The sequence below is a fragment of the Halomarina oriensis genome (assembly GCF_009791395.1).
In the GTDB taxonomy this organism is placed as follows: domain Archaea; phylum Halobacteriota; class Halobacteria; order Halobacteriales; family Haloarculaceae; genus Halomarina; species Halomarina oriensis.
In genome coordinates this window covers 1-23,794 of sequence record NZ_WSZK01000009.1, presented here as the reverse complement: position 1 = coordinate 23,794, position 23,794 = coordinate 1, and the positions used below count along the sequence as shown (strand labels likewise).

Annotated in this window: 28 protein-coding genes and 1 pseudogene; 19 read left to right on the top strand and 10 right to left on the bottom strand. The window is 67.8% G+C overall.

The annotated features are described in order from the left end of the window. Positions 1-100: 100 nt before the first annotated feature. Positions 101-1,525: a phosphoribosylamine--glycine ligase gene (locus GQS65_RS04015; protein WP_158203390.1), complete on the bottom strand. Its 1,425-nt coding sequence runs from the start codon at positions 1,523-1,525 to the stop codon at positions 101-103. Positions 1,526-1,576: 51 nt separating this feature from the next. On the opposite strand from GQS65_RS04015, the gene GQS65_RS04010 reads away from it, so the two are divergent. Both GQS65_RS04010 and GQS65_RS04005 read left to right on the top strand, forming a co-directional pair. Continuing rightward, the gene (locus GQS65_RS04010; protein ID WP_158203389.1) at positions 1,577-1,975 is read left to right on the top strand and encodes a universal stress protein; all 399 of its coding nucleotides are present in this window, start codon (positions 1,577-1,579) and stop codon (positions 1,973-1,975) included. Between the two features lie 41 nt (positions 1,976-2,016). After that, positions 2,017-2,349: a hypothetical protein gene (locus tag GQS65_RS04005; RefSeq protein ID WP_158203388.1), complete on the top strand. Its 333-nt coding sequence runs from the start codon at positions 2,017-2,019 to the stop codon at positions 2,347-2,349. Here GQS65_RS04005 and GQS65_RS04000 read toward each other — a convergent pair. Both GQS65_RS04000 and GQS65_RS03995 read right to left on the bottom strand, forming a co-directional pair. Continuing rightward, complete coding sequence (locus GQS65_RS04000) at positions 2,336-3,604, bottom strand: ornithine cyclodeaminase (protein ID WP_158203387.1); 1,269 nt, start codon at positions 3,602-3,604, stop codon at positions 2,336-2,338. The two genes, GQS65_RS04005 and GQS65_RS04000, sit on opposite strands and share 14 nt — an antisense overlap. Before the next feature lie 51 nt (positions 3,605-3,655). Next, the gene (locus GQS65_RS03995; RefSeq protein WP_368279809.1) at positions 3,656-4,042 is read right to left on the bottom strand and encodes a hypothetical protein; all 387 of its coding nucleotides are present in this window, start codon (positions 4,040-4,042) and stop codon (positions 3,656-3,658) included. Positions 4,043-4,293: 251 nt separating this feature from the next. On the opposite strand from GQS65_RS03995, the gene GQS65_RS03990 reads away from it, so the two are divergent. After that, the gene (locus tag GQS65_RS03990; RefSeq protein WP_158203386.1) at positions 4,294-4,734 is read left to right on the top strand and encodes an RDD family protein; all 441 of its coding nucleotides are present in this window, start codon (positions 4,294-4,296) and stop codon (positions 4,732-4,734) included. Positions 4,735-4,810: 76 nt separating this feature from the next. Continuing rightward, entirely contained in the window at positions 4,811-5,497 is a 687-nt protein-coding gene (locus tag GQS65_RS03985) for an SOS response-associated peptidase (RefSeq protein ID WP_158203385.1), read from the top strand. Between the two features lie 21 nt (positions 5,498-5,518). Here the strand turns inward: GQS65_RS03985 and GQS65_RS03980 are convergent, their stop codons facing one another. Continuing rightward, complete coding sequence (locus tag GQS65_RS03980) at positions 5,519-6,031, bottom strand: gamma carbonic anhydrase family protein (RefSeq protein WP_158203384.1); 513 nt, start codon at positions 6,029-6,031, stop codon at positions 5,519-5,521. A gap of 81 nt (positions 6,032-6,112) precedes the next feature. Here GQS65_RS03980 and GQS65_RS03975 point away from each other — a divergent pair, with 81 nt between their 5' ends. The 6 genes from GQS65_RS03975 (at position 6,113) to GQS65_RS03950 (ending at position 12,123) form a co-directional block, all read left to right on the top strand. Further along, on the top strand, positions 6,113-7,066 hold the full coding sequence (locus GQS65_RS03975; RefSeq protein WP_158203383.1) for a D-2-hydroxyacid dehydrogenase: 954 nt from the start codon (positions 6,113-6,115) through the stop codon (positions 7,064-7,066). Between the two features lie 89 nt (positions 7,067-7,155). Beyond that, positions 7,156-7,875: a fumarylacetoacetate hydrolase family protein gene (locus GQS65_RS03970; protein WP_368279808.1), complete on the top strand. Its 720-nt coding sequence runs from the start codon at positions 7,156-7,158 to the stop codon at positions 7,873-7,875. Between the two features lie 73 nt (positions 7,876-7,948). Beyond that, entirely contained in the window at positions 7,949-9,292 is a 1,344-nt protein-coding gene (locus GQS65_RS03965) for a metallophosphoesterase (RefSeq protein ID WP_158203382.1), read from the top strand. Positions 9,293-9,352: 60 nt separating this feature from the next. Beyond that, entirely contained in the window at positions 9,353-10,552 is a 1,200-nt protein-coding gene (locus GQS65_RS03960; protein ID WP_158203381.1) for a M24 family metallopeptidase, read from the top strand. A gap of 30 nt (positions 10,553-10,582) precedes the next feature. Next, positions 10,583-11,233 (top strand): HAD-IA family hydrolase, encoded by a 651-nt coding sequence (locus tag GQS65_RS03955; protein WP_368279806.1) that lies wholly within the window; start codon positions 10,583-10,585, stop codon positions 11,231-11,233. A 56-nt stretch (positions 11,234-11,289) separates the two neighbouring features. After that, a complete protein-coding gene (locus GQS65_RS03950) occupies positions 11,290-12,123 on the top strand; it encodes a phosphorylase family protein (RefSeq protein ID WP_158203380.1) in 834 nt (277 codons plus the stop codon). 201 nt (positions 12,124-12,324) lie between these two features. Here the strand turns inward: GQS65_RS03950 and GQS65_RS03945 are convergent, their stop codons facing one another. Both GQS65_RS03945 and GQS65_RS03940 read right to left on the bottom strand, forming a co-directional pair. Beyond that, positions 12,325-12,615, bottom strand: a complete 291-nt coding sequence (locus GQS65_RS03945; RefSeq protein ID WP_158203379.1) for a hypothetical protein — start codon at positions 12,613-12,615, stop codon at positions 12,325-12,327. 261 nt (positions 12,616-12,876) lie between these two features. After that, on the bottom strand, positions 12,877-13,146 hold the full coding sequence (locus GQS65_RS03940; protein ID WP_158203378.1) for a hypothetical protein: 270 nt from the start codon (positions 13,144-13,146) through the stop codon (positions 12,877-12,879). A gap of 151 nt (positions 13,147-13,297) precedes the next feature. On the opposite strand from GQS65_RS03940, the gene GQS65_RS03935 reads away from it, so the two are divergent. The 7 genes from GQS65_RS03935 (at position 13,298) to GQS65_RS03905 (ending at position 18,256) form a co-directional block, all read left to right on the top strand. Beyond that, positions 13,298-14,491, top strand: coding sequence for a redox-regulated ATPase YchF (locus GQS65_RS03935; protein ID WP_158203377.1), 1,194 nt, complete (start codon positions 13,298-13,300; stop codon positions 14,489-14,491). A 206-nt stretch (positions 14,492-14,697) separates the two neighbouring features. Further along, on the top strand, positions 14,698-15,273 hold the full coding sequence (locus tag GQS65_RS03930; RefSeq protein ID WP_158203376.1) for a hypothetical protein: 576 nt from the start codon (positions 14,698-14,700) through the stop codon (positions 15,271-15,273). A gap of 54 nt (positions 15,274-15,327) precedes the next feature. Then, the gene (locus GQS65_RS03925) at positions 15,328-15,690 is read left to right on the top strand and encodes a DUF5789 family protein (protein ID WP_158203375.1); all 363 of its coding nucleotides are present in this window, start codon (positions 15,328-15,330) and stop codon (positions 15,688-15,690) included. 115 nt (positions 15,691-15,805) lie between these two features. After that, positions 15,806-16,219 carry a hypothetical protein gene (locus tag GQS65_RS03920; protein ID WP_158203374.1) on the top strand — a complete coding sequence of 138 codons (414 nt, stop codon included), beginning with the start codon at positions 15,806-15,808 and terminating at the stop codon, positions 16,217-16,219. 215 nt (positions 16,220-16,434) lie between these two features. Then, on the top strand, positions 16,435-16,719 hold the full coding sequence (eif1A, locus tag GQS65_RS03915; protein WP_158203373.1) for a translation initiation factor eIF-1A: 285 nt from the start codon (positions 16,435-16,437) through the stop codon (positions 16,717-16,719). Between the two features lie 237 nt (positions 16,720-16,956). After that, positions 16,957-17,790, top strand: a complete 834-nt coding sequence (locus GQS65_RS03910; protein WP_158203372.1) for a M12 family metallo-peptidase — start codon at positions 16,957-16,959, stop codon at positions 17,788-17,790. A 115-nt stretch (positions 17,791-17,905) separates the two neighbouring features. After that, positions 17,906-18,256, top strand: a complete 351-nt coding sequence (locus GQS65_RS03905; protein ID WP_158203371.1) for a nuclear transport factor 2 family protein — start codon at positions 17,906-17,908, stop codon at positions 18,254-18,256. A gap of 211 nt (positions 18,257-18,467) precedes the next feature. On the opposite strand, the gene GQS65_RS03900 is transcribed toward GQS65_RS03905, so the two are convergent. After that, positions 18,468-18,788, bottom strand: coding sequence for a HalOD1 output domain-containing protein (locus tag GQS65_RS03900; protein ID WP_158203370.1), 321 nt, complete (start codon positions 18,786-18,788; stop codon positions 18,468-18,470). 114 nt (positions 18,789-18,902) lie between these two features. Here GQS65_RS03900 and GQS65_RS03895 point away from each other — a divergent pair, with 114 nt between their 5' ends. Next, the gene (locus GQS65_RS03895) at positions 18,903-19,046 is read left to right on the top strand and encodes a hypothetical protein (RefSeq protein WP_158203369.1); all 144 of its coding nucleotides are present in this window, start codon (positions 18,903-18,905) and stop codon (positions 19,044-19,046) included. Positions 19,047-19,281: 235 nt separating this feature from the next. Then, positions 19,282-20,286 carry an AAA family ATPase gene (locus tag GQS65_RS03890; protein ID WP_368279805.1) on the top strand — a complete coding sequence of 335 codons (1,005 nt, stop codon included), beginning with the start codon at positions 19,282-19,284 and terminating at the stop codon, positions 20,284-20,286. Positions 20,287-20,345: 59 nt separating this feature from the next. Here the strand turns inward: GQS65_RS03890 and GQS65_RS03885 are convergent, their stop codons facing one another. From GQS65_RS03885 to GQS65_RS03875, 3 genes and pseudogenes are all read right to left on the bottom strand, one after another. Then, positions 20,346-21,791: an MATE family efflux transporter gene (locus GQS65_RS03885; protein WP_368279804.1), complete on the bottom strand. Its 1,446-nt coding sequence runs from the start codon at positions 21,789-21,791 to the stop codon at positions 20,346-20,348. A gap of 679 nt (positions 21,792-22,470) precedes the next feature. Continuing rightward, the gene (locus GQS65_RS03880) at positions 22,471-22,917 is read right to left on the bottom strand and encodes a hypothetical protein (RefSeq protein WP_158203367.1); all 447 of its coding nucleotides are present in this window, start codon (positions 22,915-22,917) and stop codon (positions 22,471-22,473) included. A 116-nt stretch (positions 22,918-23,033) separates the two neighbouring features. Next, positions 23,034-23,794: pseudogene (locus GQS65_RS03875) on the bottom strand (hypothetical protein); the annotation flags it as partial.

Genomic DNA, 23,794 nt, shown 5'->3' with positions numbered 1-23,794 from the left:
TATGCCTTTGTGCCCGAGCGACCCGTTCCGGAGCCCCCCGGCGGTTTCATCGCTCAAGCATCGCCTCGGGGAGGTCAGAATCGCCGGGGGCGTGCAGCGATTATCGCAGATAGCCCCACGCCGCGAGGCGGTCACCGTCGCCGGCGCGTTCGGTGTTGAGCGCGCGCGGCGTCCCGCCGCCCTCGAACCAGCGGTCGGCGATGTCGTCGCGGAAGTACGCCGAGGGGAGGACGATCCGCGAGACCCGTTCGTAGGCCTGGCGCTGGGCGGCACGCATCGTCTCGCCACAGCCGGCGACGGTCAAGACGACGCCCGAGGAGCCCTCGACGCGCCACTGACCGCGTTCGCCGGGGTCGGTCGGCGTCCCGTCCGGTCGCACGCGCTTGACGTCCTCGATGTGGAGGCCGTCCGGGCGGGCGTCGACGCTCGTCGGGTCCGACTCGTCGGACTCGCTCGCGCCGGTACCGCCGTCGGTCGCTCCGTCCTCCCTACGTGCCCACGTGATGGCGGCGTTGTACGAGGTCTCGCGGAACGTCGTGTCGTCGTCGAACGGGAACGGCGGGACGCAGACGCGGACGCCGACCTGATAGCCCGACTGCACCTGCAGGTCCGGCGCGTCGCCGGTCGCCAACCCGTAGAAGAACGCCCCGAGTGGCGTCTCCATGCTCTCGGCCTGGACGAAGACCGTCGGGTAGCCAAAGCGCGGGGTGAACTCCAACGGGTGGACGCCGTCGGGCGTGGCGATACAGTTCAGGTCGAGGCTGCCGACGTACCCCTCCTCGGCGAGCAGGTCCTCGCATCGACCGAGCGTGCGGTCGAACAGTTCGACGCGCTCGGTCCAGAACGCGCTGGTCCCCATCTCACCGGTCGAAGGGCCGACGTTGCCCGGAAACAGCTTCTTGTGCTCGAAGTTGACACAGACCGGTTCGACGAACGACTCGCCGTCGAAGAACGCCGACACCGCGACTTCGACGCCCTTCGCACGACGCTGGAGCTGGAACCCCTTCATGCGGTGGCCCCACGCCTCCTCGTAGGCGTCGAGGACGTCCAGCACGTCCCCGCCGTTGCCGTCCGTCCCGACGTAGACGAGACGCTTGACGTTCTGGACCTCGCCGGAGGGCTTGATGACGTAGGGGGCGGGGTTCTCCCGGACCCACTCGCGGGCCGCCTCGAACGCCGTGAACTCACGATGCGGCAGGACGTCCGCGCCCGCGTCGGCGAGCACCTCCTGAGCGAACCCTCGGTCGTCTTCGAGGCGGTCGGTGAGTGCCGTGCCGCCGACCACGGGGACGCCCTCGGCCCGGAGTCGCTCGGCTTCGGCCCCGTAGCCCCAGACGTCGTCGAAGACGACGAGGTCGGCCCACGACTCGTGGTCGCGCCAGTCCGTAACCTTCTCGACGAACCCGTCGGCGATACGGCCCTCGGACTCGCTCTCGACGCAGTAGCGGACCTCGTGGCCCTCGCGCTGGACGCGCCACGCGATGTCACCGACGAGGCCGTCTCTGGAGGCGAACAGGACGTTCATACCCCGCGCTCGGCGGGGACGTTTATCACGGTAGGGGGTGTGAGTTGGTCCATGACAACCTTCGTCGTGGCTACGAAGAACGTCGAGACGAGCGAGCGAATCAACGACTATCTGGTCGGCCGACTCACCGACGGCGACCGGGTCTACGTCGTCAACTCTCAGGAGGGCGGAGACGACTCGGAGGCCGGTGATATCCGGATGGGGACCGAGGCCATCGACGCTCTGACCGAGAACATCACGGTTCCCGTAGAGACCCACCAGTTCGTCCGCGGCAACGACCCGGCCGAGGACATCCTCGCGGCCGCCACCGAGTACGACGCCGACGAGATCTGTATCGCCATCCGGAAGCGGAACCCGACGGGGAAGATCGTCTTCGGGTCGACCGCACAGGACCTCCTGCTCTCGACGGACCGGCCCGTCGTCGCGGTACCGCTGGAGACGGAGCGCTAGGCAGGGAGTACCTTTAGGAGTCTATCACGAAAGAATCGGATATGGAGGATTCCCGTCAGTACTTGCGACAGGCGAGCGAGCAACTCGACGCCGGAGCGGCACGCATCCGGGACGTCGGGACCCGGTCGACCGTCTCGTTTCTCGCGAGCGAACTCGACGACGTTCGTGAGTCCCTCTCGCGAGCCAATCAGAACGCTCCGCGTTCTGACGCTGTCGCCCGTGGCGGGACACGGGCAGACGTCGAACGCCTCGAAGAGACGCTCGTCTCGCTCGAAGGGCGACTCTCGGGGTCGGCGGGCGTCTCCGTCAGGAAGGCCCGTCGCAACCTCGAACGCTACGAACGGGCCAGTGAGACGACACTCACGAACGCGTGAGCACGTAGTCGGCCAGCGTCGGGAGGAACGTCCCGACGTCGGTGACCATGCCGACGGCCTGTGCGCTGCCACGGTCCAGTAGCTGTGTCACCGTCGCGGGGTTGATGTCCACACAGACGACCCGCGTCGTCGAGGGGAGGCAGTTGCCGACCGCCACCGAGTGCAACAGCGTCGAGAGCATCATCACCATGTCCGCCTCGTGGGCCTGTTCGCGGAGCGCGTTCTGGGCCTCGACGGCGTCGGTGATGGTGTCGGGCAGCGGGCCGTCGTCGCGGATTGACCCCGCGAGGACGTAGTCGACGTCGTTCTCGATGCACTCGTACATCACGCCCGAGTCCACGAGCCCATCCGCGACGGCCGCTCGGATACCACCGGCGCGGATGACCTCGCTGATGGTGTAGATGTGGTGTTTGTGGCCTTTCCGTGGGTGGTCGAGCGTCTCGGTGTCCATGCCCAGCGAAGTGCCGTAGCGGTCGCGTTCGAGGTCGTGGACGGCGAAGCCGTTGCCCGCCGAGAGCATGTCGACGTAGCCCTCGCGGACGAGTTCGGCGAGCGCCTCGCGCGCGCCGGTGTGGATGACCGCCGGTCCCGCGACGACGAGCACGTCCCCACCGTCGTCTTTCACGTGCTGGAGTTCCTCGGCGATCTGTGCGATGGTCGACTCGGAGGGGCGTTCGGCGGAGACGCCGCCCTGCATGAACCCGAAGGCGCGTTTCTCGCGGGGACGCTCGGGCGGATGGACCCGGATTCCCGTCTCGCCGGTCACCACGAGGTCACCCTCGCTCACGGCGTTGAGTACCTTCGTCTCGGCCCACGGCCGCTCTTGGGGGCCGTCGTCCGTCGCCGCGTTCGCCCCCACTTCGTCGGCCGGGTGGACGACGACCGCACAGTCCATCTCGATGCGCTCGACCGGGAGCCACTCGCCCTCGTAGCGGACCTCGGTGGGGTGGTTCGTCGTCGAGTAGAACCCCGGCGGGACGACCCGGTCGGCCGGTGCGGCGGTCACCTCGGCGTCCTGTGGGTCCGCCGGGTTCGCCCCGTGCTGGTGGAGTTCGTGGACGATGGACCGGAGCGTCGCCGGGTCGTCGGCGAGAACGGTCATTCGGCAGTACGACTCCTCGGTCTTCGAGCGCCCGACACGGAACTCCTCGACGTCGAACTGCCCGTCGAGGTCCATGACGATGCCGAAACACGCCTGCATCATCCCGGAGTCGATGATGTGACCCTCCAGTTCGACCACGCGAGAGACAGTCATACTCGGGGGTCGATGCGGGGCGTCAAAGCGGTTGTCGTCGCCGCAACCGACTCAGTCGTCCGCACACTCTGTCCGACAGTCGACCGTCCAGTCGTGCTCGCCGGTGGCGACCAGTCGGTCGTACAGCGCCGCCAGCCCCGGCGAACCGGTCGCGGGCAACACGTGTAACTCGACGCTCCCGTCGCGCACCGAGACGCGGAACGTGTCGCCGGTCGCGTCGTCGTGGACGGTGTACAGCGGCATCGGCAGGTCGAACCAGTCGCCGTACCGGTACGGCCCGTCGTCGAGGACGCCACGGAGCAGAGCGTCGAGGGCGTCGTCCCCGACGGTGACCTCCGGCGAGAGTGCGAACACGACCGACCCCTCGTACTCGACGGTCGTCCGCGAGTAGTTGCGGGTCGGGCGGGCCGGTATCTCGAACGACGGGTCGCGTGACACGTGCCCCCGTTGCTCGTCGTCCGGGATAAGTTCGCGGGGGGACACGAACGACACGTCGTTTCATCGAGGACGGAAGTCACGGGACGTGGACAGTTAATGTGCACATGCAGCCGGCCAGAAATTATAATACGGGTCGTTCGCAATCGTGAGATGGATAGTTCGGTGACTACACCTGACGGATTCCTCGTTCGTCGGCCACGCGTCTGACGTGCGCCGACTCATTTTTATCCTCGAACCTCTCTCCGAGAGACATGGGTAGCTTCAAACGGGTGTCACCGGACCTGACGACCGACGCCGTCGTCGAGAGTCGGCTGGCCGCGTTCTGTCTGGACGTCGCCGTCGTAACGCTCGTCTCGCTCGTCGTCGCCGTCGCACTCACGCTCGAACAGGTGACCGTCGGCCCGGCGGCGCTGGTCTGGTTCGTCACCTGGTTCTCGTACGTCGTCGTCGCACAGGGTCGCTACGGCCAGACCGTCGGGAAGTACGTCGTCGGCGTCGTGGTCACGACGGCCGACGGCGGGCCGGTCGGCTACCGCGAAGCGGCCGTCCGCGAACTCGTCCGGGTCGCGGACCTGCTGACACTCAACGCCGTCGGGTGGGTCGTCACGCCCGGCAACAGACGTCAACGCCTCGGTGACCTCGCGGCAGGCACCGTCGTCGTCCCCGCGGCACGCGAGGCGCGACGACTGTAATCACGCCCCGTCGAATCGCCGTCGGTGTCGGGTCGCCGCGCGAACCCTCTTGCCGCTCGCGTGCCTCCGTCGAGACATGTGTGGTCGCTACAGCCTGTTCGTGCCACCGGACGACCTCGAAATCCGCTTCGACGCCGACCTCTCGTTCGAGTACCGGCCGCGGTACAACGCCGCGCCGAGTCAGTCGCTCCCCGTCGTTCGTGACGTCTCGGCCGACGCCATCACCGAGTCGCGCTGGGGCCTGCTCCCGCCGTGGGCCGACGACGAGAGCGAGGGTATCATCAACGCCCGCGCGGAGACGCTGGCCGAGAAACCCGCGTTCCGCGACGCCTACCGTGAACGCCGCTGTCTGGTCCCCGCCGACGGCTTCTACGAGTGGGTCGAGGAGGGAGGCGGAAAACAGCCCTACCGCATCACCCGAACCGACGACGAACCGTTCGCGCTCGCGGGACTCTACCAGGAGTGGACGCCGACGGAACGCCAGACCGGACTGGACCAGTTCGCGGGCGGCGGGCCCGAGGGCGCCCCCGACCCCGTCGAGACGTTCACCGTCGTCACCCGCGACCCGACACCGTTCATGGCGCAGTACCACCACCGGATGGCGCTCGTGTTGGACCCGGCCGACGAGGCGGCGTGGCTCGACGGCGCGCCCGTCGAGGACGTCTCGGTCCACGACGACGACGCGTTCCGCGCGTACCCCGTCTCGACGGCGGTCAACGACCCCACCAACGACTCGCCCGAAGTGGTCGAGGAACTGGCCTGAGTCGTTCTCCGCCCGTTTCACTCACTCGAACAGTTCGCCGTGTCGTGCCGCGAGGTCGGCGTACCCACCCGAGGAGTAGTCCTCGAACACCGCTTCCGGGTCGACGCCGGAGTCGGCCAGCGGGACCCAGTTCGCCGGGGTCCCGAACGCGAAGGAGTTCGGTGGGACGTCCGTCCCCGGTAACACCGTCGTCCCCATGGCGACGATGCTGTCCTCGCCCACCACCGCCTCCGAGACGGTGGCGTTGAACCCGACGAGCGCCCCGTCCTCGACGGTGACCTCGTTCAACACCGCGCCGTGGCCGACCATCACCCGCTCGCCGAGCGTCGAGGCGTGGAGCGTCGCGTTGTCGCCGACGTGCGAGTCGCGGCCGACGACGACGGGGCCGACGTCACCACGGAGGACGACGCCCGGCCAGACGCTCGCCTGCGCCTCGACGCTGACGTCACCGACGAGCGTCGACTCACGACTGACGCGAGCGTCGTCGTGTATCTGGGGGACGGCACCGTCGAACGGATACTGTCGGCTGTCCATACTGTGTCACTGATACCCACGGCAAAAGCGTTGGCGGCGCGTCTCCCGAGCGTTCATAACACGTGGCGGCTAGCGAGGAGCATGGATCGCCTCCTGCTCACGCACACCGTCTCGCGGTCCGCCGCCGCGGACCTGCGTGAGGCGCTCGCCGACGAACTCCCGTCGGTGACGCTCGACTGCCCACGAACGGAACCCGACTTCCTCGACGCTCTCGACGACGCCGAAGCCGTCGTCGCCGCCCGTTTTCCCGCCGACTACCTCGACGACGCGCCCGACCTGGAGTGGGTACAGGCGCTCTCGGCCGGTGTCGACGGCTACCCGCGCGAGGCGCTCGCCGAACGCGACGTCGCGTTGACGACGCTCTCGGGAGTCCACGCCGAACCCGTCGCCGAACAGGTCGTCGGCTACCTGCTCGCGTTCGAGCGTGGACTGCTCACCGGCATGCAGCAACAGCACCGCGGGGTGTGGGAGCGCTACCCCACCGGCGAGTTGATGAAGAAGACCCTCGGTATCGTCGGCGTCGGGGCCATCGGGACGCGCGTCGCCGAACTGGCCGGCGCGTTCGAGATGGACCTGCTCGGAATCAAGCGCGATCCCTCGGCCGACCCCGGCGTCGTCGACGAGTGCTTCGGCCCCGACGGCCTGGCCGAAGTCTGTGAACGGTCGGACTACCTGCTGGTCGCCTGCCCGCTCACCGACGAGACCCGTGGGATGGTCGGCCGCGAGGAACTGCGACTGCTCGGCGAGGACGGCGTCCTCGTCAACGTCGCTCGCGGCGAGGTGGTCGACCAGGACGCCCTCGTGAGCGCACTTCAGTACCACGTGATTCGGGGGGCCGCACTCGACGTGTTCGAGACCGAACCGCTCCCCGCGGCGTCGCCGCTGTGGGACCTCTCGAACGTCATCGTCACGCCCCACGTGGCGGGGGCGACGCCGAAGTACATGGAGCGAGCGGCGGGCATCGTCGCCGCGAACTACCGGACGCTCTACGAGAACGGCGGGACGAAAGCCCACCTGCGGAACCTCGCGGACTGAGTCGGTCGCCTCGCTGGCCACCGGCCGTCACCGACCGGCCACCGACCCCGTGACACAACACCTACCACCCAGCGCCGGGAGTGTCGACCGTGAAACTCGCACGCATCACGACCGACGACGGCGTTCGGACCGGTCACTACGAGGACGGCGGGGTGACGACGGACGACGGCACGCGCTACGAGGAGTCGGAGTACGACCTGCTCGCACCGTGTGAACCGACGGCGCTCTACTGCGTCGGCCGGAACTTCGCGGCGACGGTCGAGCAGATGGGCTACGACGCCCCCGAGGAACCGGACTTCTTCATCAAACCGCCCGTCTCGGTGCTCGCACCCGACGCCGACGTCGAGTACCCCCACTTCACCGAGGAGTTCACCTACGCGGGCGAACTGGCCGCCGTCGTCGACGTGGAGTGCCACGACGTCGACGAGGACGAGGTCGACGACGTCCTGCGAGGGTACACCGTCATGAACGACCTCGACGCGCTCGACCAGGTCGGACGGACGGCCCGCAAGGCGTTCGACGGCTCCGCGCCGCTCGGCCCGTACGTCGAGACGGACCTCGACCCCGACGACGTGCGGATGGAGACGTACGTCGCCGGCGAGCAACGGCAGGACGCCACGACGGCGCAGATGTTCTTCTCGCCACGCGAACTCGTCGCGTACCTCTCGAAGCGCTTCACGTTCAAGCCGGGGGACGTCGTCGCCTTCGGCAGTCCCGCCAATCCGGGGCTCTTAGAACCCGGCGACGAGGTCGAGATCACCTACGAGGGCGTCGGGACGCTCCGGAACACGGTCGTCGAGACGAACTGACGCGCGACGGTGACGGTCCACAGACGCGCGAGATTCATGTCACCGGCGCACCAACCGAGTGGCGACTCACCGCATGGCGACGAACTACTACCTGGTCAGTGACCTGCATATCGGCGGCGACGAGCAGTTGCGCCACTGCGAGTTCGAAGCCGAGTTCCTCGAGTTCCTGCGGGACCTCGAATCGAGATACCGGGACCCGGTCGAGGGCGAGAGCGCGGAACTCGTCGTCCTCGGCGACGCGTTCGGCCTCTGGGAGTTCACCGACGTCGACGGCGTCGAGAAGTTCGAGGTGCTGACCGAGAGCTACCCCCGCCTGTTCGAGCAGTTCCGTGCGACCGGCGAGCACGTCACTATCACGCTGATTCCGGGCAACCACGACTACGAACTGGCCTGTTACCCGGAGTACGTCGAGCGCCTCGCGGCGTACCACGTTACGCTCGAACAGGAACTCCACCTCCTCCGTGACCTCGACGGTCGACGAATCTGGATCGAACACGGGATGCAACAGGACCCGAACAACCGCATCCCGGACTTCGGGAACCCGTACGCGAACCCGCCGGGGTACTTCGTCAACCGGCACGTCACCAGTACGGCGGGACGGCTCTCCGACCGCGGCCGGTACAACTGGCTGAAAGACATCCAGTCCGTCCAGCCGATGACCGAGATTCCACGCTGGATGGCCTCGAACTACTACTACCGGGAGATGAGCCCGTTCCTCCGGTACGCCTCGGTCCCGTTCCTGGTGACGTTCTACGTCAGCCTGCTCGTGCTGGTCTCGGACGTCGCCGCGACGGTCACGGGCATCCGTGCGCTCGAACTAGAGACGTACCTCACGGCCCTCGGCGTCGTCGGCGACGCGGTGAACGTCGTCATCGGCATCAACATCCTGTTCGTCCTGCTGTCGCTGGTGTTCGCCGTCCCGCTGTTCTTCTTCGGACGGGACGTCAGGAGGACGCTCAGGCGGTTCCGCTTCGTCCCCGACGAGGAGGAGGAACTCGTCGAGGACGAGGGGCCGGACAGGCGGTACCTCGACGCCGCCAGCGAGGTGTTCGAAGACCGCCCCGACGTCGTCGCGTTCGTCTACGGCCACACCCATCGGGCGTCGTTGACGGAACTCGACGGCCGGTACGTTCTGAACACCGGGACGTGGCTGAAGATACTCCGTCGCGTGAAGACACCGTTCACGCCGTTCCCGAGCGTCTACCGACCCTCCTACCGGCTGAACTACTTCCACCTGCACGACGCCGACGGCGAGTTGACCATCGACTACCACACCGTCGAGAAGGCGAATCCTCGTGAGTTGTCGTGGCTCGAACGCCTCTTCTCGGTCCGGGCGACGTCACCGGAGGCGATACCGGACCGGACGGTCGTCGACGGAGCGGTCGGTGTCGAACCCACGCCGGCCGAGACCGACTGACCGACCCCGTCGGTCACGGGGGCCGGGAACGCTTTTGTGAGGCGGGCCGGTCGCTCACACATGGCAACACGACTCCCGGACGCGGAGTACGACGAGCGCCTCGCCACGATACGCGAGCGCATCGCCGAGAGCGACGCGGACGCCGGCGTCTGGTTCGGCGCGACGAGCATCGAGTATCTCACCGGGTTCGCCCACATCCAGACCGAGCGACCGGTCGTCCTCGGCGTCACCCCCGAGGAGTGCGCGCTGGTCGTCCCGCGCCTCGAAGTCGACCGGGTGCAGGGCAACCCCCGCGTCGACGCGGTCCACCACTACTTCGACTACCCCGGCGGGCGGCCCATCGAGGCGGCGGCGTCGATGCTCCGCGAACTCGGTGCGGAGACGGTCCTCGCCGACAGCGACGGCGCGCCGGGGACGATGGGCTACACCGGCCCCGCGCTGAGTCAGTTCCTCGACGTGGAGACGCAGTCGTGGGTCCCCCGGATGCGCTGGGCGAAGTCCGAGGCCGAAGTCGCGCTGGTCCGCGAGTCCGCGAAGTGGGCCAACCTCGGCCACCGCTACCTCGCGGACCTGACCGAACCCGGCGCACACCCCGCGACGGTGAGTCAGCAGGCCTCGACGGACGCCTCGCGGGCGATGCTCGACACGCTCGGGAGTCGCTACGTCGAACGCGTTCGGGCGAGCGGGCCGGTCCACGCGGGCTACATCAGCGCTCACGAGACGGCGCTCCCCCACGGCCACACCCCGAACCAGCGCCTCGAAGAAGGCGACGTCCTCGTCACGGGTGCGTCGGCGAACGTCGACGGCTACCACTCCGAACTCGAACGGACGATGTTCGTCGGCGAACCGACCGACGAGCAGGCCCACTACTTCGAACTGATGTTGGAAGCCCAGACCATCGCTATCGAGGCACTCGGCCCGGACGTGCTCGTCGCGGACGTGGACCGCGCGGTTGCCGACTACTTCGAGGAACAGGGTGTCTCGGAACTGGCCCAGCACCACGTCGGGCACAACATCGGGATGGACGGGCACGAACCGCCGTACATCGACCGTGGCTGGACCGCCCACTGCGAGTCCGACGACACCGAGTACGCTCCCGAGGACGCCCGGATGGAGGTCGGTCACGTCTACACCATCGAACCCGGCATCTACACCGACGAGGCGGGCTATCGTCACTCCGACACCGTCGTCGTCACCGAGGACGGGTTCGAGGTGCTGACGTACTTCCCGCGGGAGTTGGAGGCGAACGTCATCCGGTAGGTTGAGGCCGACCGGGTCGAAGGTGAGCGCGTGACCTACGACGCCATCGTCTTCGACAACGACGGGGTGCTCACCGAGATCACCGACTGGGAGGTGCTCCGGGGGGCCGCCCGCGACGCCTTCTCGCACTTCGACGTCGACCCGAGCGACGAGGACCTGTCGAGGGTTCTCTCCTCGGTCACTCCCGAAGGACTGGAAGCGATGTGTGCCCGTCACGGCCTCGACACCGCCGACTTCTGGTATCGGCGGGACACGAACTACTCCACCGTCCAGCGACGCGAGGTCCGCGAGGGGCGCAAGCCGATGTACGACGACGCCGAGGTGGTTCGTGACCTCGACGTCCCACTGGGTATCGTCAGTTCGAACCAGCACGCGACCATCGAGTACATCCTCGACCACTACGACCTGCGCGAACAGTTCGAGACGTACTACGGCCGGCGACCGACCATCGAGGACGTGCGCCGGAAGAAACCGAACCCGCACTTCGTCGAACGCGCGCTGGCCGACATCGGCACCGAGAACGCCCTGTTCGTCGGTGACAGCGAGACGGACGTGGAGGCCGCCCACGCCGCCGGGGTGGACTCGGTGTTCCTCCGGCGCGAGCACCGCGCGGACGACGACCTGTCGGTCGACCCGACGTACGAGTTCGAGACGCTCGACCCGTTGACCGACCTCGTCTGAGGGGAGCGGTCCGAGCGCTCGGGAACTGTTTTCTCGGTCCGTCCGCGAGGACGGGTATGACTCCGCACACGCTTCGCGTCGTCGTCCTCCCCGCCATCGGCCTCGAACTCCGCCCGTGGCTGGGCGGTCTCTCGTTCACCGAGGAACTCACGCTCCCCGGCCTGCACGAACCGCTTCGCGTCACCGACGACGGTGTCGGCGTCGTCCCCACCGGTATCGGGAAGGCCGACGCCGCGACGACGCTCACCGCGCTGTTCGCCTCGCCGCGCGTCGACTGCTCCGAGGCGACGTTCCTCACGGCCGGTATTGCCGGCGGCCCCCCCGAGACGGGACCGTTCGGGTCGGTCTGCGTCGGTGACTGCGTGGTCGACTGGGACAGGAAACACCGCGTCACGGACGACGAGGACCGACCCATCGACCTGCTGTACTGGCGCGAACGCGACTACGTCTACGACCTCGATTCGGCGCTCGCGGACCTCGCCGTCGACGTCGCCGAGAGGGTCGACCTCCGGACGGCCGGGGAGCGCGTCCCGCAGGCCACGCGAGGGACGGTCCTCTCCGGTGGCGAGTTCTGGCACGGCGAGTCGCTGGCGAGACAGGCCGAGTGGCTGGTCGACGCCTACGGCGCACCGCCGTACCGCGTCACCGAGATGGAGGCGGCGGGGATGGTCGTCACGCTCGACCGCTTCGACGCCCTCGACCGGTACGTCGTCGTGCGAGGGGTGGCGAACTACGACCGACCACCGGCCGACCGGAGCGCCCACGAGAACCTCGACTTCGAGACCGGTGAACACGCCAACGAGGTGGCCGCCGAGAACGCGTACCGCGTGGGGCGGGCGCTCGTCGAACGGGTTCAAGAGCGCCGAACCGCAGGAAGCGGCCGCTCGTGAGCGTGTGAGTGAGGACGGGGAGAGGTCGTGGCGGCGACCCCGGCCCCGCGAAATGACAGTAGCGGAACGACCCCTCGTATGCTAGAGGGTGTTTGTCACGACGACGCCCGTGACGTACCGTGGACCGCGTGCCTGCCGGCACGTGCGTGCCCGCTGGCACGTTCGGTGCCGCGTCAAGCGCGTCGATGCGGTCGAGCGGTGTTAGCGGTTCGGGCGCGCCGCGAGGCGGACCTCGACCTGCGTGTCGAGACCCGGAACGCGGATGGCGGCCGTGCGGCCGTCCATCCGGTGAGCGGCGGCCGAAACTGCGTACCGTGCGGAGAGCGCCAGTGCGACGAGGAAGGCACCGACGAGTGCGGCGGTCGTGGGGAACTCCATCGCCCAGAAGGCGACGGGGACGAACGCGGCGAGCGCGAACGTGGCCACGAGCGACTGTGAGTCGCACGGCGTTCGAGAGTCAGTCCAGCCGTCGAAGCGGGGGTGTCGTGACATTGGTGTTTGTGTCAGGTGTGGTTTGCGAGCGATGCGGTCCGAGGCACCACGCGGGCGACCTCGGCTCGTACTCTGTAGAAACAGTTCAGGGTATAAAAAACATTCCATCTTCGTGATAGGAATTGAGAATCGGTAGCACACGTCCCGAACGATTCTGCATCTTCACGCCCTGAAACACCGTGTAACTGTTGCCATGGTAATGTCTCTGCCTCAGCAACGACCATGATGAATCTCACCATACAGGATGATATTTAGCCGAATCTATCTGAAAATTTCTCTGCTATATAGATCAGTCGAGAGTAGTGTGAGACCGTGTCGGGCGTCGGCGTGGCCGGTCGCGCTCTTCAGTTCGACGCGGTAGCCGAGCGGGTCGCGGACGTAGACGGCCGGTGTGACACCCGTCGCGCCCGTGGGGGCGTCGAGTTCCCGTTCGACCGCGATTCCCGCTTCGTCGAGTCTCGCTCGCACCGTCTCCACGTCGTGGCCCACGACGAGGGCGACGGGGTCGAGGTCACTGACGTCCGTACCCACCGGTTCGGCCGCGTGTCCGAAGCGTTCGGGAGAGCCGCGAGCGAGGCAGGCGAGGGTGTTGACGGGGGCCGACGGCCACGCACCCCGTTCACACGGGTCGTAGCGCCCGAGAGTCGCAACCCATTAGCGGCCCGCTCGCCGAACCCGCTCAATGAGTTACAAGATCGGTCTCGTCGGGAAACCCTCCGTCGGGAAGTCCTCGTTTTTCAACGCGGCGACGATGAACGACGTCCCCGAGGGCGCGTACCCGTTCACGACCATCGACCCCAGCGTCGGCGAGGCGTACGTCCGCGTCGACTGTGCGGCCCCGGACTTCGAGGAGACGTGCACGCCCGAGACCGGTTACTGCGAGGACGGGACGCGGTTCGTCCCCGTCAAACTCGTCGACGTCGCGGGACTGATTCCGGGGGCACACGAGGGGAAGGGTCTCGGCAACCAGTTCCTCTCGGACCTCAACGAGGCGGACGTGCTCGTCCACGTCGTCGACTTCTCCGGGACGACGGACATCGAGGGCGAACCCACCGAGGGCCACGACCCACGCGAGGACATCGCCTTCCTCGAAGAGGAACTCGACCAGTGGTACCTCGGCATCCTGAACAAGGCCGTCGACAAGTTCGAGAACGCCTACGCCGGCACGGAACCCGCCATCGAGGAGTACGTCGCCGACCAGATGAACGCGTTCGGGACGAACAAGGACCAGGTGAAACAGGTCGTCCTCGCCCTCGGCCTCGATTTGGACCCCGAGACCTGGGACGCCGAGGACCGTCTCGAACTCGCCCGCGAGATGCGCATCCGGACGAAACCGATGGTCGTCGCGGCGAACAAGATGGACACCCCCGAGGCGCAGGCGAACTTCGAGGAGATAACCAGCGACCCCGAGTACGAGCACCTCGAAATCGTCCCCGCGAGCGCACACGCGGAGAAGGCGCTCAAGAGCGCCGACGAGAAGGGCGTCGTCGACTACACCCCCGGCGAGGCCGACTTCGACATCCTCGCGGACTGCTCGATGGAACAGAAACGGGGTCTCGAACGGATTCGGGACTTCCTCGACGCGTTCGGCGAGACGGGCGTCCAGTCCGCCCTCGAAACCGCGCTGTTCGACGAACTCGGCGTGAAGGCCGTCTTCCCCGGCAGTTCGAACGGCGTCGTCACCGACGAGGGGAAGGTGCTGCGTGACTGCTTCCTCCTCCCGCCGGAGGCCACCACGGAGGACTTCGCGTACTTCCTGCACTCGGACATCGGCGACGGCCTCCTCCACGGCGTCGACTGCCGATCGAAACGCCAGATTGGGTCGAGTCACCACCTCGAACACCGCGACGTCGTCGAGATCGTCTCGACGAACTGAGGCCGCCGCGAGCGGACCGTCGTCTCCGCCACCGAGTCGGTCCCGAATCCCGGACGCTGTCAACCTTCTTGTCCGCTGCTGACATACGACGGCGACGTCTGGCACTCGAAGAGCACGGTCGGCCTCGGCCCGTCCCCGACGGACCGCTCCGGCCGTTTCGCGGGCTGTTCACGCCGCCACTGAGTTTCGAGAGCGGACACGCGGTGATGCTGGTCGACTTCGTCGGGACGCCGACCAGCACGTCGGCGTACTCGGAGGTGTGGGTCGTCGGCCCCGACGACGAGCGGACGCTGTTCATCGACCACCCCGAGGCGGTCGCGGACGTCCGAGGCTACCACGTCGTCGACGTGGTCGTCCCGGCGACGATGGAGTGGACGTGGGACGACGACGGAGTGCTCAGCGTGACCGCGCGGGGCGAAGGTCGGTCGGTCGACCTGACGCTCACCGTCACCTCGACGCTCCGGACGCGACTACTGACGCTGGCCAACCGCCTGACTCCCGACCGTCTCGCCCGTTCGCGGGTCGGAACGGCCGTCGCCACGTGGTCGCTCCGGACACTCGTCGACGTCAACGGGTTGAAAGTCGGCGGGCGGACCGACACCGGGGCGCGGTACTGGACGGACGCCGAGCGAATCACGCACGTCTCGGCCGCGACGGCACACCTCGACGGGGTCGACCTCGGCCCGCTGGTCGAGCCACGGCCGCCGACGGCGTTCGGCGACATCGTCGCTCCCGACGACCCCATCGTCGTCCACGGGGCGCTGTGGATGCCGGTGGAGTGAACGGGACGCGCTGGCAGCCCACACGGATTTGTGGTGGGCACGAGTAGCCGGAGTATGGCCCGAGACGACGTTCAGGACCGTTCCGAACAGCGCAAGCACGAGCGAGCGGAGAGCGTCGAGCGCATCCTCGACGACGTCGAGCGTGACCTCGGCGACCACGAGTACCCCGTCCGAAACGAGGAGTTGGCCCAGCAGTACGCCGACCAGCCACTCGACATGCCGAACGAGACGGAGTCACTCGGGAGCGTCTTCGACCGGATGAGCCAGCGCGAGGAGTACGACACGCCCGAGGAGGTCCGAGAGGCGCTCTACGGCGAACTGACCGGGCGCAGCGAGGGCGACGGCTACGCGGAGTACAACGAGGAGCGGAACCTCGAAGAGATAGCGGAGGACGTCGACGAGACGGAGTCGCTGTAGACGACGGCCGACCGTACTCCCTTCTCGCGGACGACGCGTGGGCAAGCCACGGCCCCATCCGTCGCCCGCGTCTCACCGGAGACGTGTCCCGACCAGCGACCGAGGTGACCGGCCGATGAGCGAGGACTCGCCCGACGGAGACCCACTCGACAGCGTCGACACCGGACTGGACGCACTGACGCTCGTCGACGTGGCCCGCGACCTGTTCGAGGCCATCGACGTCGAGGCGCTCCAGAACGGGGTCGCCGTCGAGGAGGCCGTCGACGGCGACGGCCTGCGCGACGCACTCGGCGGTCCGGCGGGCAAACTCGTCGCGCGGCGACTGGCCGACCGGGTCGTCGGGAGCGGCGTCACCGGCCTCGTCGCACGCGAGGCCGCCGGCCGGGCCGGTGCGTCGCTCGTCACGTTCCTGGTCGAACGGGTCGACCCCGAGACCGTCGGGGAGGCGGTAGAGGGGGTCGCCGAGGAGACGGCGGCCGCGACCGAAGGCGACGACCCGACCGTTATCGACATCGAAGACGAGGAGTGACGAGAGCGAGTGTCGGCCACGGCTACGCCGCCCGACTCCGCTCCCGATGGCGGCCGTGGCGGTGACCGGACGGAGGTTCCGGAGACGGCCGAACTCGTGAGCGACGGCTCCGAGTTCGACCGGAGCGGTATCGGGCCTCGTCGAGCACCACCCGCGACCGTGGTACGCTATATCGTGTATCGGATGACTTTACCGTGTCCCCACGAAGTAAGCGTATGAGCGAAGAGTCCGGGCGTCGGAACCTCCGAATGCCCAACGACGACGAGCTGTTCGCGGTGGTCACGGAACACAACGGCGGCAACCACGTCCGCGTCCAGTGTCAGGACGGCAAGAGCCGCATGGGCCGGATTCCCGGTCGCATGAAGTACCGCACGTGGATCAACGAGGGCGACGTCGTCCTCGTCGAACCGTGGTCCTGGCAGGACGAGAAGGCCAACATCGAGTGGCGCTACAGCGGCCAGGACGCCGAGCAGCTCCGACGCGAAGGCCACATCGACTGACCCGACTTTCCTCTCGCCGCGTCTCGACCGCGAGTGACGACTACCCGGTCGCTCGCGCGGTGAGCGACCCGCCTTCGGGGACCCCTCGCTGGTCCGTCGTGGACCGGCCAGGACTGTCCCGGATTCGACGACATCCATCAGAGCCAAGCATCGTCGGGGTGTGCGAAGACGTATGAGTCGACACCGGCCGTGCGCTACGTGCGATGTCAGCGACCGTCGAGACCCATCGACCGACTGATGCGCCGACGTCACGTCCTGCTCGGCCTCGGCGCGGCCGGTACGGTCGGCGTGGCCGGGGTCGCCTCGACGCTCGTCGGCACCATCAAGCTTCGGTGGTGGGCGACCGAGCGAGCGGCGCTGTACCCCGGTCTCCGCGAGCGGGTCGAATCCTACGTCGAACGGGCCTTCGAGAGCCTCCGCATCTCGGTGGACGTCTCGTTCGGCGGGACCGTGTCGTTCCGAACCGAGAACGCCTATCGCCTCGTCGTCGACGGGACGTGGCCGCGGCGACTCCTGACGGGGACGTCCGGTCGCCGGTTCGACGCCGTCGACGGCGTGAACCTGCTCGTCACCGACGGGTCGATGCGGAACGCGCCGACGGGCGCGGGCATCCCCTACGTCGCCGCCGTCGGTGGGGCCGCGGAGATCGTCCGTGCGCCGCCGGCCGAAGCGACCGACGTGGTCGTCCCCGACCGCTTCTCACTCCGGACGATCCAGGTGCTCCTCCACGAGTGTGGCCACGCGCTCGGCCTCCGACACGACCACGGGACGATTCGTACCGAGGAGGGGGCCGCCATCGTGAGTCCGATGGTCAGTGGCTACCCGTGGGCCCCGGCAGCCGTCAGGCGTGCACAGTTCGACTACGAGGAGAGCCGCTGTGGTGACCCGTACCCCCCAGTTCGGGGGAAGAAGCCGCGACTCCTGTTACGGTTCGACGAGTGCGCGCGGACCGAACTCGCTCGCTTCCGACGACCCACCGGACGGCCACTCCCCTCCGAGTCCGACGGCGAGACGGACCAGTCCCTCTCACCGGCAGCGACCTGTCTCCGACCGTGTGACGCCCACCGGTGAGCGGCAGTCCGACGGCGAGCGAGACGACGACCCCCGCCGGAACTGGTTTGGCTCTGCCCGCTCTACTGACAGCTTCCCCCGACCGAGTCGACTCGGCCGGGCGGGAGACGGGACCATGAGCACAGACGACACGCTGAGTCATCATCTGGAAGCGTTCGGCAATCAGGACATGGACGAGAACCTCGCCGACTACGGCGAGGACTCGGTCGTCCTCTTACCCGGCGGCGAGAGCTACCGCGGCCTCGAGGAGATAGAGACGCTCTTCGCTGGCTTCTTCGAGGAGTTCGGGAAGGAGGGCGTCGAGTTCACGCTCGACGACCGGACGACCGAGGGCGACCTCGCGTTCATCGTCTGGCACGCCGAGACGCCGGACAACACCTACGAACACGTGAGCGACACGTTCCTCGTCCGCGACGGGGTCATCGAGGTCCAGTGGGTCGCCCCGAAGGTCACGCCGAAGGACTGAGCACCGGAGGCGTGACCCGACCGCTCGCCCGCCTGCCGAGCGGTCGCTCGGTCGACCGCGAGGGAGCGAAGAGCGTTCGTCGACGGCGAGGGCCTCGGCACTCATAGGGGTCGTCACGACCGGGTGCCGAGTCCGGTTCGGACGGAGTGTGTCGTCATCGGCCACCGGAGCGTGCGCTCGGCGGGTGGTTGTGTCTATCGGAGTCCCGTCGTCACTCGGCGTCGTAGATACAGACCGTGCCGTCGCCGTACACCGCCACGGAGAACCGGTCGTACTCGAACTCGATGTAGTGAATCGGGGAGGGTCCGTCGCCGCCGTGTTCCGTCAGGAGACGTTCGAGCGCGTCCCACGCGGCGACCGTCGCCAGAGGCGGTTCGAGCGACGCCGGGTCCTCGTCGAGCAGGTCCGCTAACCCCTCACTGACGGTTCTGAGGAGCGACCGACCGCCCGCCGGGTCGGCTTCGGACCGATATCGGAGTGGACGGTCCGCTCGCTCGGCCGGCGACCTCGACGGACCCGACTCCCGCTTCATACCCACGGTTGAACGCCCATTTACCAAAGAACACAGGGTTGCGGAGAAAGAAACCCCTGTCGAACAGTCACCGACGATGTAAAGAGTCATACACGCCGATAGAGAAGGACACGCATGGGCGAGGAGTGGTGGCGTCTCGTCTGTACCCAGTGTGAGTTCCGTGGCCGTGCCGCCGAGCGAGAGCTCGCGGAGCGACTCGCGGCAGTTCACGCCGACGCCGCCGACCACGACGTCGACATCGTCGCGCCGGACGAGTGAGCGGGGCGCTCTCCGAGCGTAGCGTCCGGGAACGGGGGACGTGGGGTCGGAGTGGCTCCCGGCGCCCGACGCGGAACCGCACCGGTCGCTGCGACACCGTCTCGGCGGCGTGTACCGGCCAGAGTACTCGAAGCGCACGTCGTCGGACGAACCGACCGACGAACTGCGGGGAGAATCGGAAGAATCGGAACCGACCCCATTTCGTTTATGCCGTTCGACGTGGAATCTTCTCGACGTGATACGCGATGCCCGGGTCTTACAGCCGGAGTTCGTCCCCCGTGAGGTCCAGCATCGTGACGCCGAGGTCAACCAGTTGACGAACGCACTCGACCCCATCGTCGACGGCGAGCGGGGAGAGACGGCGTTCCTGTTCGGCCCGTCGGGTGTCGGGAAGACCTGCATCGCCCAGTACACCGTCGACCGACTCCGCGAGGCGGTCGTCGACATCGAGTCCCAGTACGTCAACTGCTGGCAACACTACTCTCGGTTCCAGGCGCTGTACCACATCCTGGAGGGGTTGAACCGGACCACCGACGTCCACCGTCGGTCGACGCCACACGACGAACTGCTCGGGCGACTCCAGGCGTACGACGGACCGCCGTACGTCGTCGTCCTCGACGAGGTCGACCAGCTACAGGACGCGGCGGTGCTCTACGACCTCTACCGCGTCCCCAACCTCTCGATGATACTCGTCGCCAACCGCGAGGAGGAGCTGTTCGTCGACCTGGACGACCGGGTCGTGAGTCGACTCCAGAGCGCCCGGCGCATCCGGTTCGACCACTACGGCGAGGACGAACTGGTCACCATCATGCGCGACCGGGTGGACTGGGGTCTCGACCCCGACAGCGTCTCCGACGTCCAGTTACGCCGCATCGCGGACGCGGCGGCCGGGGACGCACGGGTCGCGCTGGGCATCCTCAGGAACGCCGCCCGAGACGCGACCCGAGCGGGCGACGACACCATCGGCGACGACGTCGTCGACGGTGCGATACCGGGGGCCCGCCGGGAGATACGACAGTCGACGGTGGAGACGCTCACGCCACACCAGCGGACGCTGTACGACGTGCTCGACGAGTACGGGGAGCAGTCTGCCGGGGAGTTGTACGACCGCTACACCGAGCGTGTCGACGACCCGATGACCCGCCGGACGGTCCGGAACTACCTCTCGAAGCTGGTGCAGTACGACCTCGTCATCTCCGACGGCGAGAACCGCGCGCGCACCTACCGCCTCACGCGCTGAGGCGGCAACACGGTCGGCGAGACCGTCGACGGCGGCGGTCGGCGGCACGAGTCGGTCGCTCAGTCGTCGGCGGGTGTCGCGCCGGGGCGGTAGTCACGGCTGACGCGCTTCCAGACGTTCGAGCGGAACCGGTAGTAGTTGAGCGCCGCGGGGATGGCCGTCTCCGCGACGAACGCGAGGTAGAGACCCAGGATGCCGAGCGCGGTGGTCGCGCCGAGGTACGCTATTGGGATGGAACAACAGAACATCCCGAGGAACTGGCTGGCGAACGGCCAGTGGGTGTCGCCGCTGGCGTCGAGCGGTCCGGCCGACCCGCCGGAGATGCCCTGGAAGACGATGGCGAGACAGGCGACCCGGACCAGCGTGGTCGCCACCGGCACCGAGCGAGCGGTCGGGTCGTCGACGAACGCGAGGACGATGGGGTCCGCGAGCACGAAGACGATGGCACCGGAGAGGACGTACACGGCGACGGCGTAGCGGATGATTTCGCGGCCGTAGGACTCGGCAGTGGTCTCGTGTCCCGCGCCGAGTTCCTGGCCGACGAGGCTGCTGGAGGCGAGGCCGAACCCCCATCCGGGCGTGTTCATCAACCCCCAGATGCGTCGGGCGATGACGAACGCCGCGAGCACCTCCTGACCGTAGAGGGCGGCGATGGCGAGCATGGGGAACTCCGCGACGGTCCAGACGCCGTTTCGGCCGATGACGGGCAGGCCGATGGTGACGAGTTGCCGGACCACGTCGCGGGAGAGATACGGCCCGAACGGGTCGACGCGGACGGGGAACTCCCCGACACCGGGGAGGCGACCGGTGACGAGCGTGCCCGCGAAGACGGCCGTGACGAGGACGTTCGAGAGGACCGTCCCGAGGGCCGCTCCGACGACGCCCATGTCGAACCCGAAGATGAGGACGGCGTTGATGGCGATGTTCGAGATGGCCCCGCCCGAGCGGACGACCATCGGCGTCCAGGCGTCGTCGACGCCGATGAACACCCGCGATCCGATGAGGTTGAGCGCGGCGAACGGGACGCCGAGCGAGACGACTCGCAGATACGCCGACCCGTAGTCGACGACGGCCCGTTCGTCGCTCAGCAAGCCGACGAGTTCCGGTGCGAACGTCCAGAAGGCGGCGACCAGCGGGAGCGTGAGGAGGACGACGACGGCGGCACTGGACCGGACCGCCTGGCCGATACCGTCGAGGGACCTCCCGCCGAAGCGCTGGGAGATGAGTGCGATACTGCCCGCCGCGATGCCGCCACCGACGGCGAACGCGAGGCCCCAGAACGGACTGGCGAGGCCGACCCCACCGATGGCGGCGGTGCCGAGGGCGGTACCGACCATCGCCACGTCGACGGCACTCCGCGACATGCGGGCGATACCGGTGACGATGCGTGGCCACGCGAGGTCCGCGGTTCGGCGGGCGCGTTCGTCGTCGAGGAGGCCGAGACGGACGAGGAGGGAACCGATAGCTGCGACGACCAGGCGAATCGGGTTCGGAACGGAGGACACGAGGAGTACGCTACCGTAGGAGACGGGCCGGGGATAGCCCCTTCGTTTCCGGACGCAGCGACCGGAAGACATCCCTCACGAATCGACACGGGGGCGACCGTCGCGGCCGGGAAACCCCCGTGGAACGCGAGGGTCGCCCGGAGTCGAGAGGCGGGCGCGTCACCGACAGTCCGTCCGCGTCGACGGTCGAGCGTGTGGGACTGTACGACTCGGGAGACGAATATAACGGTCTTTCACGACCCCTCCGTTTCGCCTGGAGCGACCGGAGAAACACCACGACCGGACGACCGATACCGAGCACCGAGGTGCTCTCCGGAGCGGTTCTCTCCCCCGCGTGACGACGGCGCGAGTGCTCCGTAGCGAAAGAGAGAGGTGGAGGAGAACGATTGTCAGAGGCGTCGTCCCCACCTCGGTTCAGGACCCATCTCGGCCAGCACGGGGGAAACCCATCCACCTTCGTTCCGTCGAGCGACCCGTGGTGCCGGATGACTCCTATCCCGTGTTCAGCGCCACGACACTTAGGAACGTCGACACGTGTCGAAGGGCCACACACTCTAAACGGCGTGTCAGTCGTGTGTGGAATTATTCCGTTCCGACCGATCGGGGACGATTCACGGTGTGGTCGTCGCTCGGGCTTTCGATACGAGGCGGACCCGTCGGACCGAAGACGTGGCGTCGCTCAGCGGAGTTCTCGGACCGTGTAGAACGTGGCGAGGACGAGGACGCCGAAGAGCAACGCCGCGCCTCCGGTGACGACGAAGATACGCGAGACGTCGGGCGGGCAGTCGTTGACGAACAGCGGTCCGACCCAGTAGCGCGTGCCGCGGTACGTGACGACGGTGTTGGCGACGCTGGAGACGTCGCTCGCGTTCTCGTATATCGGCGACTCCTCGGCGTCCAGCACCTCGCGGAACACCCGTCGTTCGTCGGACGAGAGGTTGCCGTAGTCGACCTTGTTGGTCGCCAGTGGCGCGGTCTCACCGGGGTCCAGTTCGTCGACGGTCACGCCGTACCCCTCCATGCAGGTGTCCGTGGCCTCCAGATACAGTCCCCACCCACCGCTCAACCCCCCCACGAGCAGGAGCACGACACCGACCGTGACCGCTCGGTCTAGCGGTGAGCGCATACACATCCGTCACCAATGTCACGCAAATAGTTACCTGTTGCATCCCGACGAGTCGAGGTCGACCGATCCGTCTCCCGGTTCGTGAACGGGACGCCGCGGTGTCCGTCGGGCGACCCCTACGACGTCTCGGGACAGGCGATGAACCCCTCGCCCGACCCTTCGTCGACCTCCCGGTCGGTCTCGGGGGTCAGTGAGACCAGCACCACGACGTCCTGGAAGTCCGCGGCGGGTCCGGTCGTCGACCCGCTGAGTTCGAACAGGAAGATGGCCTGGTTGTCACGCAGGTCGATCTTCCCGTCCTCGTCGAGATACGGCGCGACGTAACTCGCCGCGCTGTCCTGATCGCCGAAGCCCGCGAGGTTCGGTGGCGTGTCGCCGTCTTTCAGCACGTGGACGTACTCCCCGGCGTCCGCCTCGGAGTCGACCGGCGCACCGTAGTCCGGGTCGGCAGTGACCGAGATGCCCGTCCCCGCCGACTGGTCGGCGTACACCGTCGACCGCGGGTTCGCGCCGTCGTTGATATCCGCACCCCACGGCCGGTCGGTGTCGTCGCCGACGGTCACGTCGACGGTGATGGGGATGTTCGACCCACCGGCCCCCAGCGTGTAGCCCGCACCGAGGACCGTCGCTTCGGCCTCGTAGTCGTGGTTGGGGACGACCTGCCCGCCCGAGATCTCGAACACGTCACGGACGACCGGGACCTCCATGTCGGCGATGACGTTCCCCGACCGGCCGCTGTCGTAGACGAGCGTGACCGACGCCGAGTCGCTCGTCCCGGCACAGACTCCCCTCGTCGAGTTCGACGTGAGCGTCTCGCTCGGGTCCCACTCGTCCGTCGTCACCGGAGATGACCCGCACCCGCCCCTCGACCGTCCGC

Coding starts and splice junctions, on each gene's coding strand:
- GQS65_RS04015 (WP_158203390.1), bottom strand. CDS start 1,525: ATGAACGTCCTGTTCGCCTCCAGAGACGGCCTCGTCGGTGACATCGCG.
- GQS65_RS04010 (WP_158203389.1), top strand. CDS start 1,577: ATGACAACCTTCGTCGTGGCTACGAAGAACGTCGAGACGAGCGAGCGA.
- GQS65_RS04005 (WP_158203388.1), top strand. CDS start 2,017: ATGGAGGATTCCCGTCAGTACTTGCGACAGGCGAGCGAGCAACTCGAC.
- GQS65_RS04000 (WP_158203387.1), bottom strand. CDS start 3,604: ATGACTGTCTCTCGCGTGGTCGAACTGGAGGGTCACATCATCGACTCC.
- GQS65_RS03990 (WP_158203386.1), top strand. CDS start 4,294: ATGGGTAGCTTCAAACGGGTGTCACCGGACCTGACGACCGACGCCGTC.
- GQS65_RS03985 (WP_158203385.1), top strand. CDS start 4,811: ATGTGTGGTCGCTACAGCCTGTTCGTGCCACCGGACGACCTCGAAATC.
- GQS65_RS03980 (WP_158203384.1), bottom strand. CDS start 6,031: ATGGACAGCCGACAGTATCCGTTCGACGGTGCCGTCCCCCAGATACAC.
- GQS65_RS03975 (WP_158203383.1), top strand. CDS start 6,113: ATGGATCGCCTCCTGCTCACGCACACCGTCTCGCGGTCCGCCGCCGCG.
- GQS65_RS03965 (WP_158203382.1), top strand. CDS start 7,949: ATGGCGACGAACTACTACCTGGTCAGTGACCTGCATATCGGCGGCGAC.
- GQS65_RS03960 (WP_158203381.1), top strand. CDS start 9,353: ATGGCAACACGACTCCCGGACGCGGAGTACGACGAGCGCCTCGCCACG.
- GQS65_RS03950 (WP_158203380.1), top strand. CDS start 11,290: ATGACTCCGCACACGCTTCGCGTCGTCGTCCTCCCCGCCATCGGCCTC.
- GQS65_RS03945 (WP_158203379.1), bottom strand. CDS start 12,615: ATGTCACGACACCCCCGCTTCGACGGCTGGACTGACTCTCGAACGCCG.
- GQS65_RS03935 (WP_158203377.1), top strand. CDS start 13,298: ATGAGTTACAAGATCGGTCTCGTCGGGAAACCCTCCGTCGGGAAGTCC.
- GQS65_RS03930 (WP_158203376.1), top strand. CDS start 14,698: ATGCTGGTCGACTTCGTCGGGACGCCGACCAGCACGTCGGCGTACTCG.
- GQS65_RS03925 (WP_158203375.1), top strand. CDS start 15,328: ATGGCCCGAGACGACGTTCAGGACCGTTCCGAACAGCGCAAGCACGAG.
- GQS65_RS03920 (WP_158203374.1), top strand. CDS start 15,806: ATGAGCGAGGACTCGCCCGACGGAGACCCACTCGACAGCGTCGACACC.
- eif1A (WP_158203373.1), top strand. CDS start 16,435: ATGAGCGAAGAGTCCGGGCGTCGGAACCTCCGAATGCCCAACGACGAC.
- GQS65_RS03910 (WP_158203372.1), top strand. CDS start 16,957: ATGCGCCGACGTCACGTCCTGCTCGGCCTCGGCGCGGCCGGTACGGTC.
- GQS65_RS03905 (WP_158203371.1), top strand. CDS start 17,906: ATGAGCACAGACGACACGCTGAGTCATCATCTGGAAGCGTTCGGCAAT.
- GQS65_RS03900 (WP_158203370.1), bottom strand. CDS start 18,788: ATGAAGCGGGAGTCGGGTCCGTCGAGGTCGCCGGCCGAGCGAGCGGAC.
- GQS65_RS03895 (WP_158203369.1), top strand. CDS start 18,903: ATGGGCGAGGAGTGGTGGCGTCTCGTCTGTACCCAGTGTGAGTTCCGT.
- GQS65_RS03880 (WP_158203367.1), bottom strand. CDS start 22,917: ATGCGCTCACCGCTAGACCGAGCGGTCACGGTCGGTGTCGTGCTCCTG.